Source organism: Mesorhizobium sp. W016 (genome assembly GCF_054719485.1).
The window spans coordinates 206,884-221,164 of record NZ_JBTTIF010000002.1 but is presented as its reverse complement, the minus strand read 5'-3'; the positions used below and the strand labels follow the sequence as shown (position 1 = coordinate 221,164).

The window sequence follows — 14,281 nt, the reverse complement described above, 5'->3', positions numbered from 1 at the left end:
ATCAAGGCGAAGGCTGTCGTGATGATGCGGGACGTCAGCGTGAACCGATCGCTTGTCAGCCTTCGGTCGTTACCTTTTCCGCTGTCGGCTCAAGGGCCTTCTCATTGGCTATCGCCTCTGCAGTCTGCGTCGCGGTCGGCTTGCGCCAGTTGCGGATGAAGGCGGAGACACGATCGCGGATCTCGCCGGCGCTCAGGAACACCGGAACCCGCGCCACCGGCGCGGTCGGCTCGAAGGACAGGCCGAGACCGGTGATCTTGCCCTTGTCGTCGACGTCGCGGACGATCAATTCGATCGGGCCGATCAGCACCCGGTCGGCATATTCGGCATGGCCGCCGAGCCGCGCCGTCACCAGCGCGCCGACGGTGAGCTTCTGCTCGGCTTCGCTCAATCCCGGAGTGTATGCGGCCTCGAGCTCTGCGGCCGAGCGGGCGGGATCGACGGCAAAGGCGCCGAAGAAGTCGGCATCCTCGGGGTCGACTACGGCGCGGCTGGCAAACAGCTTGTCAAGCAGGCGCGGATAGCGGTCGGGCACGAAGATATAAACCTGGTCGCCGGCCGCGAGCCGGCCCATGTCCTGGAAACGCATCGAGCGGCCGTCGCGCAGCACCAACGAGGGCCGTGCCCAGCGCGGGATACGCTCGCCGCGCGCCACCGGGCTGCCGGGCGCGACGCGGTAGGCGAGCAGTTCGTGATGGGCGGAGCCCGGCAGTTCGAGTTCGACCTTGTCGAGCGGCCCGAGCCTCGCCGGCACGATCAGGCCGAGCCGGCGCGCCAGCGGACCGACCGACCAGCCCTGCACCACCAGCGATACCAGCACGATGATGAAGGCGACGTTGAAGATGGTGCGGCCGTTCTCCAGTCCGCCGAGCAGCGGGGTGATGGCAAGCAGGATGGACACGGCGCCGCGCAGGCCGACCCAGGAGACGAAGGCGATCTCGGGACGCGGCAGGCGGAACGGGATAAGGCAGAGCCAGACGGCGACAGGGCGCGCGACAAACATCAGGAATAGGCCGAGCAGCACCGCCGGCACCATGATCGCCGGAAACTGCGAGGGTGTCGCGAACAGGCCGAGGATCAGGAACATGATGATCTGTGCCAGCCACGACATGCCGTCCTGGAAGCGCTTCAGGATGGTGACGGCGCGGATGTCGGAGTTGCCGGCAATGAGCCCGGCGAGATAGACCGCCAGGAAGCCCGAGCCGCCAATGGCGCCGGCCGCGGCGAACACCATCAGTGACAGGGTCAGCACGAAGATCGGCAGCAAGCCATGGTCAAGGTTGAGCCGGTCGACGAGGCGCACGATGCCGAGCCCGCCAAGCACGCCGACGACGGCGCCGAGCCCCATATTGAGCAGGAAGCCGAGGATCAGGTCGGTGACCAGCACATGGGTCTCGGGATTGGCGTGGGCGGCGATGATCTCGACCAGCGTGATGGTCAGGAAGATGGCGATCGGGTCGTTGGTGCCGGATTCGACTTCCAGTGTCGCGCGCACGCGTTCGCGCAGATTGATCTCGCCGGCGCGTAGCAGGAAGAAGACGGCCGCCGCATCGGTCGAGGCGACCGCGGCGCCGAGCAGGAAGGATTCCAGCCAGCTGAGGTCGAGCAGGTAATAGGCGGCGGCGCCGAACAGGCCAGTGGTCAGGATTACGCCGAAGGTCGCCAGCGACACCGCCGGTCCGGCCGCCTGGCGCAGCGCGTTGAGCGGCGTGCCGAAACCGGAATCGAACAGGATGACCGCCAGCGCCAGCGAGCCGGCAAAATATGCCACGCGCGCATTGTCGAATTCGATACCGAGACCATCGACGCCGCTGGCGAGGCCGATGCAGAGGAAGAGCAGCAGCAAAGGGGCGCCGAAGCGGAAGGCGATCAGGCTCGAGAACGCTGCGGCGACGACTAGCGCTGTGCCGACCAGCGTGACGAGATAGATCGCATGCTCCATCCGTGATTTGCCCCTCGAATTCCTCTTTCTACCGATTCACGGGAGAGTGGGGCGAAGGCATGGCCGGTGCAAGGCGCAAGGATGGCTTTTTGCCTTATGCCGCTGATTTTCCGGCGTTTGGCGGCTCGGCGCGCCTTGCCCGGCGCGCTGACGAAAAACGCCCGGGCACAGCCGGGCGTTCGAAGCTGCGAGACGATGCCTTCAGATCAGGCGATGGTCTTGCCAAAGGCGACCGAGGTGTCGGCCATGCGGTTGGAGAAGCCCCACTCATTGTCGTACCAGGACAGCACCGAAACGAAGTTGCCGTCCATGACCTTGGTCTGGTCGAGCGCCAGGATCGACGAGCGCGGATCGTGGTTGAAGTCGATCGACACATTCGGATGATGGGTGACGCCGAGAATGCCCTTCAGCTTGCCGTTGGAGGCGGCGATCACCGCTTCGTTTATCTCCTGCACGGTGGTGGCGCGCTTGGCGATGAACTTGAAGTCGACGACCGAGACGTTGGGGGTCGGCACGCGGATCGAGATGCCGTCGAGCTTGCCCTTGAGGTCGGGCAGCACCAGGCCGATCGCCTTGGCCGCACCGGTCGAGGTCGGGATCTGCGACAGGGCAGCCGCGCGGCCGCGGTAGAGATCCTTGTGCATGGTGTCCAGCGTCGGCTGGTCGCCGGTGTAGGAGTGGATCGTCGTCATCATGCCCTTTTCGATGCCGACGGTCTCGTGCAGCACTGCGGCGAGCGGCGCCAGGCAGTTGGTGGTGCAGGACGCATTCGAAATGACGATGTGGTCCTTGGTCAGCTTGTCGTGGTTGATGCCGTAGACGACGGTGAGGTCAGCACCTTCGGCAGGCGCGGAGACGACGACGCGCTTGGCGCCGGCGGTCAAATGCGCGGCAGCCTTGTCGCGGGCGGTGAAGATGCCGGTGCATTCGAGCGCGATGTCGATGCCGAGCTCCTTCCACGGCAGCTGCGCCGGGTCCTTGATCGCGGTGACCTTGAAGGTCTCCTTGCCGACGGTGATCTGGTCGCCCGAGACCGACACTTCGTGCGGGAAGCGGCCGTGCACGCTGTCATAGCGCAGCAGATGCGCGTTGGTCTCGACCGGGCCGAGGTCGTTGACGGCGACGACGTCGATGTCCTTGCGGCCGGATTCATGGATGGCGCGCAGGATGTTGCGGCCGATGCGGCCAAATCCGTTGATGGCAACTCTGACGGTCATTTTACTCTCCCTGGGAGCTGGAGGCGGCAGATGGGTCCGCAGCTTCATAGCGGCGGATGGCACAAGAATCCAGCCGCAGAAGGCCGAACTTAAATCGATTAGGTTGGTCCAGCCCCGCGAATCCGCCTTGGAGGTGCGCGGGACTGACCCTGATCTTACTTGCCGTGCAGGCGGGCTTCCGCCGCCTTGGCCGCGGCTTCGGCGGTGATGCCGAAATGCGGGTAGAGCTGCTCGATGGTGCCGGAAGCGCCGAAGCCGGTCATGCCGATGAAGATGCCGTCGGAGCCGATCAGGTGATCCCAGCCCTGACGGATGCCGGCCTCGATCGCCATCTTGATCGGCGCGTTGCCGATCGTCTCCTTGCGATAGGCGTCGCTCTGCTGGTCGAACAGTTCGAAGCAAGGCACCGAGACGACGCGGGTCGGGTGCCCATGCTTTTCAAGCAAATCACGGGCGCCGAGCGCGATCTCGACCTCGGAGCCGGTGGCGAAGATCGTCACCGCCGCTTCGCCGCTCGCCGCGGCCAGTTCATAGGCGCCCTGGCTGCTGAGGTTCCTGGCCGAGTGCTCGGTGCGCACCGTCGGCAGGTTCTGGCGGGTCAGCGCCAGGGTGGACGGGGTCTTTTCCGATTCAATGGCAATCTGCCAGCATTCGGCGGTTTCCACCGCGTCGGCCGGACGGAAGACATTGTGGTTGGGGATGGCGCGGAGCGCCGCCAGGTGCTCGACCGGCTGGTGGGTCGGGCCGTCTTCGCCCAAACCGATCGAATCATGGGTCATGACGAAGATCGAGCGGATGCCCATCAGCGACGCCAGCCGCATCGACGGACGGGCATAGTCAGAGAAGCACATGAAGGTGCCACCGTAGGCGATGAGGCCGCCATGCAGCGTCAGGCCGTTGAGGGCGGCCGCCATGCCATGCTCGCGGATGCCGTAGTGGACATAGCGCTGGCCGTAATCGTCCGGCGTGATGTTCTTGGTCTGGCTGGTCTTGGTGTTGTTGGAGCCGGTGAGGTCGGCAGAGCCGCCGATGGTTTCCGGCACCGCGCCATTGATGACTTCCAGCGCCATTTCCGACGATTTGCGGGTGGCGACCTTCGGCTTGTCGGCCGACAGCTTCTTCTTGTAGTCGGCAATGACGGCATCGAAATTCGACGGCAGCTTGCCGGCGAGGCGGCGCTCGAACTCGGCCTTCAACTCAGGCTTGGCCTTGGCCAGGCGGCCTTCCCAGTCGGTGCGCGGCTTGACGCCGGCCTTGCCGGCGGTGCGCCAGGCGTCGAGAATGTCGGCCGGAATTTCGAAGGGCGGCGAGTCCCAGTTGAAGAATTTCCGCGCGCCTGCGATCTCGTCGGCGCCGAGCGGCGAACCGTGCGCCTTGTTGGTGCCGGCCTTGGTCGGGGCGCCGAAGCCGATGGTCGTCTTGCAGGCGATCATCGTCGGCTTGTCGGAATGGCGGGCGGCTTCGATGGCGTAGGCGATCGCCTCGGGGTCGGTGCCGTCAATGTGGCTGGCATTCCAGCCCGAGGCCTGGAAGCGGGCGACCTGGTCGGTGTTGTCTGCAAGCGAAACCGGACCGTCGATCGAGATGTTGTTGTTGTCCCAGAAGACGATCAGCTTGTTGAGCTTGAGGTGGCCGGCCAGCGCGATGGCTTCCTGGGAAACACCTTCCATCAGGCAGCCGTCGCCGGCCAGCACATAGGTGTAGTGGTCGACGAGGTCGTTGCCGAAGGCGGCGTTCATGATGCGCTCGCCGAGCGCGAAGCCGACCGAATTGGCGAGACCCTGGCCGAGCGGGCCGGTCGTCGTCTCGATGCCGGTGGCATGGCCGTATTCGGGATGGCCGGCAGTCTTGGAACCCAGCTGGCGGAAATGCTTGATCTGGTCGAGGGTCATGTCCTCGTAACCGGTCAGATGCAGCAGCGAGTAGAGCAGCATAGAACCGTGGCCGGCCGACAGGATGAAGCGGTCTCGGTCCGGCCAATGGGGGTTCTTCGGATCATATTTCAGAAAGCGGGTGAACAGCACTGTGGCGATGTCGGCGCAGCCCATGGGCAGGCCGGGATGGCCGGACTGGGACTTCTCGACGGCGTCCATGGAGAGAAAACGGATCGCATTGGCCATCCGGTCATGTTGTTCACGCGACGTCATGGTACCTCCGGGGTGGGGATTTGTGGGCTTGGCAGAGCCCAGGAAAGAGTGCGCGACACATAGCAGCCACGGGCTTTTAGTCAACAAATCGGCTGCACATTTGCCGGTCTTGTGATGGCTTTGAGACCTTATGGGGCGACCTACATTAGCGTTAGCGGGGGACAGTCGCGAGAGCTTTGTTGACGTTGCCTTCACCCGGTGCCTAATGTTTCCTTGTTAACGCGTTCTGAACGCGAAGCGATTCGGTGATGGGCAGGGCACAGGACGAAGGCCATGACCGGCGAAACCACACTCAAGGAAGTCATCCACAGGCTGGGCAAGGCCATCGAGGGGCTGGAAAACGCAGTCGCGGCCAAGCTTGAGCATGAACGCGACTATTCCGAAGCCGAGGCTGAGGTGCAGCGCATGAACGCCGACCGTTCACGGCTGGCGCAGGAACTCGACAATTCCGAAGCCCGCGCCGAACGGCTGGAAGATGCCAACAAGGAAGTGTCGCGCCGCTTGGTGACCGCCATGGAAACCATCCGCGCGGTGCTGGACAGGTAGGAGCTGCAGGCCATGGCACAGGTCACGGTTTCCATCGACGGCAAGCAGTATCGCATGGCTTGCGACGAGGGTCAGGAAGAGCACCTGATCGACCTCGCCGAGCGGTTCGACCGTTATGTCTCGCATCTGAAGGATTCATTCGGCGAGATCGGCGACCAGCGGCTGACGGTGATGGCCGGCATCATGGTGATGGACGAGCTTTCGGAGCTGCAGAAGCGGGTCAAGGGCATGGAGACCGAAGTGCAGACGCTGCGCAAGACGCGCGACGAAGCGCTGACCAAGGCCGACAAGAACGACACCGTGCTGACCAGCGCGCTCGGCGCGCTCGCCCAGCGCATGGAAGACCTGGCCACGTCGCTGGCGGTCAACAAGGCCTGAGCCTTCCCCGCACAAACGAAAGATTGTCGGCCCAACGTCGGTCCGTAGAACGAAAGTGCTCGTTCCGTCGCCAATAATAGTTTCCTATTGTCCTGCAGCCGCGATTTTTGCGCTAAGATGCGGCAATGCCGGAGCGTTGACGCCGTCCACGGCCGCTCCTGACGAAATCTGTTGCTGGGGAAATAATGCCATGAGCCTTCGTATCAACGACATCGCGCCTGACTTCACCGCCGAGACCACGCAAGGGCCGATCAAGTTTCATGACTGGATCGGCGACGGCTGGGCGATCCTGTTCAGCCATCCGAAGAATTTCACCCCGGTCTGCACCACCGAGCTGGGCACGATGGCGGGGCTCGAAGGCGAGTTCAAGAAGCGCAACGTCAAGGTCATCGGCATTTCCGTCGATCCCGTTGCGAGCCACGACAAGTGGCAGGCCGACATCAAGACGGCGACCGGCCAGACGGTGAACTACCCGCTGATCGGCGACAAGGACCTCAAGGTGGCCAAGCTTTATGACATGCTGCCGGCGGGCGCCGGCGAGACGTCGGAAGGCCGCACGCCGGCCGACAACGCCACGGTGCGCTCGGTCTATGTCATCGGGCCGGACAAGAAGATCAAGCTGGTGCTGACTTACCCAATGACGACGGGCCGCAACTTCGACGAGATCCTGCGCGCGGTCGATTCCATGCAGCTGACGGCCAAGCACCAGGTGGCGACGCCGGCCAACTGGAAGCAGGGCGAGGATGTGATCATCACCGCCGCGGTTTCGAACGAAGATGCGGTCAAGCGTTTTGGCGCTTTCGAGACGATCCTGCCCTATCTCAGGAAGACCAAGCAGCCGTCAGCCTAGGTTTTCTCCGTCGGAGCTATTTGGGGCTTCAGTCCTATTTGTGGCAAGGCGTGCTTGACCGGCGCGCTTTGCCAGATGACCATGCTCTTGTTCAACCCGACGGAGAAAACGGTTCCTGTCGGGCAAGGGGCAGGGGGGCCGGACATTGGACATCGCTTCGGCCAAACCTGAGGTCGCCGGCTTCTACGACAAGCCGACCGGCGCCATCCAGTATGTCGTCACCGACCCGGTGACGAGACGCTGCGCCGTCATCGACCCGATCCTCGATTTCGACGAAAAATCCGGCGCGACGGCGACGAAGAATGCCGACGCCTTGCTGGATTTCGTCCGGGCAAACGGGCTGGAGCTCGAGTGGATCCTGGACACCCATCCGCATGCCGATCATTTCTCGGCGGCGCACTATCTCAAGGAAAGGACCGGCGCGCCGACGGCGATCGGCGACAGGATCGTCGAAGTCCAGGCGCTGTGGAAGGCGATCTACAACTGGCCGGATTTCCCCGCCGACGGCTCGCAGTGGGACCGGCTGTTTGGGGAAGGCGAAACGTTCATGATCGGCAACCTTCCGGTCAAGGTGCTGTTCTCGCCCGGCCACACGCTGGCCTCGATCACCTATGTCATTGGCGACGCAGCCTTCGTCCACGACACGCTGTTCATGCCCGACAGCGGCTCGGCAAGGACGGACTTTCCCGGCGGCAGTGCCGCGCGGCTGTGGCATTCGATTGAGGGCGTTCTGGCGCTGCCGGACGAAACGCGGGTGTTTGTCGGCCACGACTATCAGGCCGGCGGGCGCGAGCCGTGCTGGGAGAGCACGGTCGCCGAGCAGAGGGCAAAGAATATCCACCTCGTTGCGGCGCGCAGCGAAGCCGAGTTCGTCGCCTTGCGCGAAGCGCGCGACAAGACACTGCCGATGCCGCGGCTGATCCTGCATGCGCTGCAGGTCAACATGAATGGTGGACGGCTGCCGGAACCGGAGGCCAATGAGAGGCGGTATCTGAAGTTTCCGCTTGATGGGCTTTGAGAGGGTGCTGTCGATGAACAGCTAATCTCCCCCCTTGAGGGGGAGATGCCCGGCAGGGCAGAGGGGGGTGCTGTCCCGCCGACCCGTCTAATGGTTTTAGCTGTGTGATCGAGCTGGTTCGGTTGGGGTAGCTAGCACGAAAAGGCGGCGTTCCGTCACGCCCCCCTCTGTCCTGCCGGACATCTCCCCGCAAGGGGGGAGATTGGATGTCAAGAATGCTTTCGCCAATCGCCAGCGTAAGCGTAAGACATAAAAAAAGGCGGCGCCGGTTTCCCGACGCCGCCTTCTGTTCCTTAGCCGAACCCAGCTTTACGCCGCCGGCTGCGCCTCGATCGTGCGCAGCGCCTGCATCTGGCGCTTGGCGGCGGCCTTGACCGCGTCCTGCACCTTCTCGAAGGCGCGCACCTCGATCTGGCGCACGCGCTCCCGGCTGATGTCGAACTCGGACGACAGCTCTTCCAGCGTCAGCGGCTCCTCGGCGAGGCGGCGGGCCTCGAAGATGCGCCGCTCACGATCGTTGAGCACGGCCAGAGCGCCCGACAGCATGCCGCGGCGGTTTTCCAGCTCGTCCTGTTCGATCAGCATGTCTTCCTGGCTTTCGTGGTCATCGACCAGCCAGTCCTGCCATTCGCCGGATTCACCTTCGCTGGCGCGGATCGGCGCGTTCAGCGACGCGTCGCCCGACAGGCGGCGGTTCATCGACACGACTTCGGCTTCCGACACGTTCAGCCTGGTGGCGATCTCGGTGATCTGGTCGGGCTTGAGGTCGCCATCGTCCAGCGCCTGGATCTTGCCCTTCACCTTGCGCAGGTTGAAGAACAGGCGCTTCTGATTGGCGGTCGTGCCCATCTTGACCAGGCTCCACGAGCGCAGGATGTACTCCTGGATCGAGGCCTTGATCCACCACATGGCGTAGGTCGCGAGGCGGAAGCCACGCTCGGGTTCGAATTTCTTGACGGCCTGCATCAGGCCGACATTGCCTTCCGAGATCACTTCGCCGATCGGCAGGCCGTAGCCGCGATAGCCCATGGCGATCTTGGCGACGAGCCGAAGATGGCTGGTGACGAGCTTGTGCGCAGCGGAAGTGTCTTCATGCTCGGCGTAGCGCTTGGCGAGCATGTACTCTTCCTGCGGCTGAAGCATGGGAAAGCGGCGGATTTCTTCCAGGTAGCGGCTGAGGCCGCCTTCGCCGGAAACAATACTGGGTAGTGACTGGGCCATGATTGCGCCCCCTCTCTATTGGAGTGATGCCCCCGAAACGCGGCGGGCATGTGACGCGAGCACCAAAAGGCTCGCCCGCGACAACTGATTTATATAGGAACAAAACCAGAAAAGACAGGCATTTGTTCAACACGAAACAGTGTGTCACGCTGAAGTGAACAATGCCGCTCAGGTTTTAGCTGGCTGGTTCAGAGCTTGCGGAAGCCGCCGACGAGTTCCTCCATGTCCCCCCGTATCGGCGCCTCGAACCTCATCGATAAATGGGTAGCCGGGTGCCGAAATGCAAGGAGCCAGGCATGCAAAGCTTGCCTGGAAAACGCCTTGACCTGACCCTTCAGCAGTTCAGGCAGCCGGTTGGCCTTGGTGCGGAAGGCCTGGCCGTAATCGGGGTCACCGATGACGGGATGGCCGATATGAGCCATGTGAACGCGGATCTGGTGGGTGCGGCCGGTTTCCAGCCGGCATTCGACCAGGCTGGCGGTGGCGAACGCCTTCTGGCCCTCGCCGAAACGCTCCTTGACGGTGAAATGGGTCACGGCGTGGCGGGCATCGTCACGGCCTTCCGGCACGACGGCGCGGCGCACGCGGTCGGCGGCACGGCCAAGCGGCGCGTCGACCGTTCCGGTCGGCCGCGACGGGATTCCCCAGACCAGCGCCAAATAAGCACGTTCGAGGTCGCCGGTGCGGCCGTGGTCGGCAAAGGCCTCCGACAGCGCCTTGTGGGCGCGGTCGGTCTTGGCCACCACCATGACGCCGCTGGTTTCCTTGTCCAGCCGATGGACGATGCCCGGCCGCCTGACGCCGCCAATCCCTGAAAGGCTGTCGCCGCAGTGGTGGATCAGGGCATTGACCAGCGTGCCGGTCCAGTTGCCGGCGCCGGGATGGACGACGAGGCCGGCCGGCTTGTTGATGACGATCAGCTCGTCGTCCTCATAAAGCACGTCGAGCACGATGGGCTCGCCTTGCGGTTCGGCCGGTTCCGGCTCGGGCATGACGACCGATACGCGCTCGCCGGCACTCATCTTGCGCTTGGTCTCGTCGACCGGCTTGCCGTCGATCGAAACGGCACCTTGCCGGATCAGCATCTGCACCCGGCTGCGCGACATGTCAGGCCCGAGGGCGCTCGCCAGCCACTGGTCGAGGCGCTGGCCGGCCGCTTCCGCGCCGGCTTCGAGCACGGTCGGCGCCGCCTCTATGAATTGTCCAGCCTCTATCAATTCAGGGGTCTCTTCGGTATGAGCGCTCATCGAAAAAAGTTCCGGAAAGTTCTGCCATGGCCCGGCCCGTTGCCGATGAAGAAGAAAAGCCGCTCGATCCCGAGATCGAAAAGGTGCGCGGCAGGCTCATCCGTTTCATGGCCATCAATCTCGGCCTGCTTTTGCTGGCCCTTATGGTGGTGATCGCGGCCATTGTCTACAAATCGCGCAAAGCGCCGCCCGCGAACCCGCCGCTCGCCAACGACATTCCAGTTCCGCCCGGCGAGCCGCTCGCGGCCGACATAGTGCTCCCGGTCGGAGCCAAGGTGATCAGCCAGGCTCTGTCGGGCAATCGCATTTCGATCGACGCCGAGATCAGCGACGGCAGCCGCACCATCTTCGTCTACGACATCGCCGAGCGCCGTATCATCGGCCGCTTCGCCATCCGCAACAAATGAGCGGGCCGAAACAATGACCGGGTTTGCCGACCATCGCCGCATAGCAACCGTTACGCTCGTCGTCGCCGATTATGACGAGGCGATCGCCTGGTATGTCGGCAAGCTTGGCTTTGCGCTCTGCGACGACATCGATCTCGGTGACGGCAAGCGCTGGGTGACGGTGACGCCCTCGGCCGGGCAAGGCCCGCGGCTGCTTCTGGCGGAAGCGTTGGACGATGTGCAGAAAAGCCGCGTCGGCGACCAGACCGGCGGCCGCGTGGTTTTGTTTCTCGAAACCGATGATTTTGCCAGGGACCATGCGACGATGCTGGAAAACGGCGTCGAGTTCCACGAAACGCCACGCCATGAGCCTTACGGCACCGTGGCGGTTTTCGCCGATCTCTACGGCAATCTGTGGGACCTGATCGAGCCGAAACGCTAAGTCCGCAAACCGAGATTGCACAGAAGCGGCCCGGCCGTTCGAAGCCCAGTTGCTTTTTCCAAACCGTCAGCCTATATCGCCGGTTCTTGAACGCGCCCATCGTCTAGCGGTCAGGACACCGCCCTCTCACGGCGGGAACAGGGGTTCGATTCCCCTTGGGCGTACCAAGCAACGGCTTTCCTTTCCGCATCATCGAAAATTTCGGGCAGCAGCCGCGCGGATCGCGTGTGACCGCGAGGGTCGGCGGCATCAGCGAAATTCGGCAGGTCCGCGTCACAGATATACCCAATTTAAGTCAGACCGCGACGCTTGAAAGCGTAGCGATCTCTGCTACTTGCGGTGCGGGGATAGCATCTGCGGCAACGCGGATTTGGTTGGGCATAGCAGGCATGAATTCGGCAAAAATGATATGCCCGTGCTGTCACGGCAGCGGGCAGGTTTTCGATTGCTTGAAATGGCGCGAGTCGAAAGGGCATTGCTGCCCGCAAGGCACGCATCGGGCCGGCTGTCCCGGGCAGACCATGGCATGCGCCGAATGCGCGGGCCTGGGTACCTTGGCGGAGGTCGAGCTCAGAGCTGTTGCATAGCCTCAGGTCATGCAACTCAAGCCCCTTTCACCATCCAGCGCCGGCAGTCTCCGCGAGCTTCTGGCGCGGCGCTGCCAATTGCACTAGCATCATGTACGAAGCCTTGCCAAAGGGCTCGTTGCGGCGCGCAAGACGCCGGGGAACATAGGCGAGGGTCGGCGAGGAGGAGACCGATGCAGAAACTGCAGTCGCAGGGCGTCCATCACATCACCCTCGTCGGCGCCGGCCGCCAGACCTCGATCGATTTCTGGGAGGGCGTGCTCGGCATGCCGTTCATTTTCGAGCAACCCAATCTCGACAAGCCAAGCGAAAGCCATCTCTATTTCGATCCCGGCGACGGCAGGTTGATCACCGTCTTCACCGACGAGAGCCGCACGCCGGTCAAGCGGCGCACGCCCACCGAACCGGGCTGCGTCCATCATATTGCGTTCTCGGTGTCGCGCGTCACTTTCCTGCAGGCGGTCGCCCGGCTCGACGAACGCGCCATCAAGCACAGCGGCGTCAAGGATCGCGGCTTCATGGATTCGATCTATTTCGAGGATCCGCTCGGCCTGTTGATCGAGCTGGCGTCCTATCGCTTTGAGCCGCCGGCCGGCTTCACCCACGCCGATGTGCTGATGCAGGCGCACAAGCTGCGCGTTGCGCGCGGCGACTACAACATCGCCGAAGTGCACCTTGCCGACGCGATCCAGACGCTGGTCGAGTGGTCGCGCGCGACCTTGTCGGACGACCGGACGCCGAAGAATCCATACTGACGGCCAGCAAAGGGGGAGGACCATAATGGCAAAGACAGTTAAGAGCGCTGGCAAACCAGCGGCCAAGCCAGCAGCAAAAGCGGCAGCGAAGCCGGCGGCAAAAATGGCCGTAAAGGCCGCGCCGAAGGCAGCCGCAAAGCCGGCCGCGAAAGCCGCGACAAAGCCGGCTACTAAGATGTCGGGGCCGAAGGCCAAGGCGGCGAAAAAACCGGCGCTGAAGCTCTCGATGCTGAAGCCGAGCGTCAACAACATGACCGTCCGGGTGTTTGCCCGTGCGGCTGGGTTCGACGCCGCCGAGACCGACGCTTGGGGCCACACGCGCTCGCCCGAATATATGGCGCGCAATCCGGCGCATCTGACGCCGATGATCGAGGACAAGGGGCTGCCGCGCGGCGTGCTCTGGGAGAGCTGTGCCATCATGCAGTATCTCGCCAACAAGCACGGACTGGAGAAATTCTATCCCAAGGCGCCGGCCAAGCGGGCGATGGTCGACAGCGCCATGTTCTACCTGATCGGCACGCTCTACCCGTATGTGGCGCGCGCCACCTATCCGGCGCTGGGTTTTCCGCATTACGCCGGCGAGGTCGGCCATAGCGACGCTCATCCGGAGAAGAAGTCCGAGGCGCAGAAGGCCGCCATGGCCGCCATTGCCGAGCCGCTGGAGGTGTTTCACTCCTTCTTCAGGGACGGCAAGCCGTTCATCGGCGGCAAGCACCCGTCGATCGCCGACATACGCCTGGCATCGACGCTGGAGTTCCTGGCCGTCATCGACTATGCGCTGCCAAAATGGGCCAAGGAGTATGTCACGACGATGGAGAAGAAACTCGGCCAGGCCTATGCCGAGCCGGCCGGCGACGTGCGCGGCTACATCGCCTATGTGAAGTCGCAGGCCAGCGCGCAACGCTAAGGATTCGTTAACCAGAACGCTGTCTATTGAAGGCACCGCGCGACCACGGATGTACTGGCGCAAGGGTGAAGGGAAAGGTCGGCGCAATGCCGGCCTTTTGCTTTTCGCCGATGCGCCATCAGGCCCGTCTCATGCCGTAAAGTCTGACATCAGGCATATTGCCACAGTCTGCTTCGACCCTACCATCATGGTCGGCGGACGACACACAAGGAGCTTTGCGATGAAGGGCGTAGCGAGAGTGTTTGCGATTGCCGGTGTTGTGTTGGTCGGAGGCTATCCGTGCAATGCCGCGCCGCTCGACACGATGGCGGAGGTCGGCGATGCCATCCAGGCGTGCTGGACGCCGCCGGCGGGTGCTGGAAATGCCAGCGTCACCTTGAGCTTCAGCTTCAAGCGCGACGGCACGCTGATCGGTCCGCCGCGGCCGACGGCGATCAAGGTCGATGGCGATGCGGATACCAGGAAGTCGTTCGTCGACGCCGCAACCACTGCCCTGCAAAAGTGCCTGCCGTTGAGCTTCTCGCCGACGCTGGCGCAAGGCGTCGCGGGCAATGTCTTCACCGTGCAATTCGCTTCGCCCAAGCAGTAGGCGAGCGGGCGAGCGTTTCACCGTTTCGCCGAAACGGCGACCCGCTCCC

Annotated in this window: 14 protein-coding genes and 1 tRNA gene; 10 read left to right on the top strand and 5 right to left on the bottom strand. The window is 63.5% G+C overall.

Translation table 11 applies throughout. The annotated features are described in order from the left end of the window. Positions 1-55 precede the first annotated feature (55 nt). The 3 genes from ACYG9V_RS01395 to tkt all read right to left on the bottom strand — a co-directional run bounded on the left by ACYG9V_RS01395 (position 56) and on the right by tkt (position 5,306). Entirely contained in the window at positions 56-1,942 is a 1,887-nt protein-coding gene (locus tag ACYG9V_RS01395) for a potassium/proton antiporter (protein ID WP_352765122.1), read from the bottom strand. Between the two features lie 206 nt (positions 1,943-2,148). After that, positions 2,149-3,159 (bottom strand): type I glyceraldehyde-3-phosphate dehydrogenase, encoded by a 1,011-nt coding sequence (gap, locus tag ACYG9V_RS01390; RefSeq protein ID WP_023683984.1) that lies wholly within the window; start codon positions 3,157-3,159, stop codon positions 2,149-2,151. A gap of 155 nt (positions 3,160-3,314) precedes the next feature. Next, positions 3,315-5,306 carry a transketolase gene (gene tkt, locus ACYG9V_RS01385; RefSeq protein ID WP_023670129.1) on the bottom strand — a complete coding sequence of 664 codons (1,992 nt, stop codon included), beginning with the start codon at positions 5,304-5,306 and terminating at the stop codon, positions 3,315-3,317. 273 nt (positions 5,307-5,579) lie between these two features. Between tkt and ACYG9V_RS01380 the strand changes: the two genes are divergently transcribed. From ACYG9V_RS01380 to ACYG9V_RS01365, 4 genes are all read left to right on the top strand, one after another. Then, a complete protein-coding gene (locus ACYG9V_RS01380) occupies positions 5,580-5,852 on the top strand; it encodes a DUF4164 domain-containing protein (RefSeq protein WP_023670128.1) in 273 nt (90 codons plus the stop codon). A gap of 12 nt (positions 5,853-5,864) precedes the next feature. Beyond that, entirely contained in the window at positions 5,865-6,230 is a 366-nt protein-coding gene (locus ACYG9V_RS01375) for a cell division protein ZapA (RefSeq protein ID WP_023670127.1), read from the top strand. Positions 6,231-6,420: 190 nt separating this feature from the next. After that, on the top strand, positions 6,421-7,080 hold the full coding sequence (locus tag ACYG9V_RS01370) for a peroxiredoxin (RefSeq protein ID WP_023670126.1): 660 nt from the start codon (positions 6,421-6,423) through the stop codon (positions 7,078-7,080). 145 nt (positions 7,081-7,225) lie between these two features. Then, entirely contained in the window at positions 7,226-8,098 is an 873-nt protein-coding gene (locus ACYG9V_RS01365) for an MBL fold metallo-hydrolase (protein ID WP_352765120.1), read from the top strand. A 309-nt stretch (positions 8,099-8,407) separates the two neighbouring features. Here the strand turns inward: ACYG9V_RS01365 and rpoH are convergent, their stop codons facing one another. Together rpoH and ACYG9V_RS01355 are read right to left on the bottom strand one after the other, a co-directional pair. Continuing rightward, a complete protein-coding gene (gene rpoH, locus ACYG9V_RS01360; protein ID WP_023670124.1) occupies positions 8,408-9,319 on the bottom strand; it encodes an RNA polymerase sigma factor RpoH in 912 nt (303 codons plus the stop codon). 188 nt (positions 9,320-9,507) lie between these two features. Beyond that, entirely contained in the window at positions 9,508-10,566 is a 1,059-nt protein-coding gene (locus ACYG9V_RS01355) for an RluA family pseudouridine synthase (protein WP_352765118.1), read from the bottom strand. A gap of 26 nt (positions 10,567-10,592) precedes the next feature. Between ACYG9V_RS01355 and ACYG9V_RS01350 the strand changes: the two genes are divergently transcribed. From ACYG9V_RS01350 to ACYG9V_RS01325, 6 genes are all read left to right on the top strand, one after another. Continuing rightward, a complete protein-coding gene (locus tag ACYG9V_RS01350; RefSeq protein ID WP_023701325.1) occupies positions 10,593-10,973 on the top strand; it encodes a hypothetical protein in 381 nt (126 codons plus the stop codon). A gap of 13 nt (positions 10,974-10,986) precedes the next feature. After that, positions 10,987-11,394 (top strand): VOC family protein, encoded by a 408-nt coding sequence (locus ACYG9V_RS01345; RefSeq protein ID WP_352765116.1) that lies wholly within the window; start codon positions 10,987-10,989, stop codon positions 11,392-11,394. A gap of 92 nt (positions 11,395-11,486) precedes the next feature. Continuing rightward, positions 11,487-11,561 (top strand) — tRNA-Glu (locus tag ACYG9V_RS01340). A gap of 593 nt (positions 11,562-12,154) precedes the next feature. After that, positions 12,155-12,736, top strand: a complete 582-nt coding sequence (locus tag ACYG9V_RS01335; protein WP_023818427.1) for a VOC family protein — start codon at positions 12,155-12,157, stop codon at positions 12,734-12,736. 25 nt (positions 12,737-12,761) lie between these two features. Beyond that, positions 12,762-13,643: a glutathione S-transferase family protein gene (locus ACYG9V_RS01330; RefSeq protein ID WP_352765114.1), complete on the top strand. Its 882-nt coding sequence runs from the start codon at positions 12,762-12,764 to the stop codon at positions 13,641-13,643. A 220-nt stretch (positions 13,644-13,863) separates the two neighbouring features. Beyond that, the gene (locus ACYG9V_RS01325; RefSeq protein ID WP_023701341.1) at positions 13,864-14,232 is read left to right on the top strand and encodes a hypothetical protein; all 369 of its coding nucleotides are present in this window, start codon (positions 13,864-13,866) and stop codon (positions 14,230-14,232) included. Positions 14,233-14,281 lie beyond the last annotated feature (49 nt).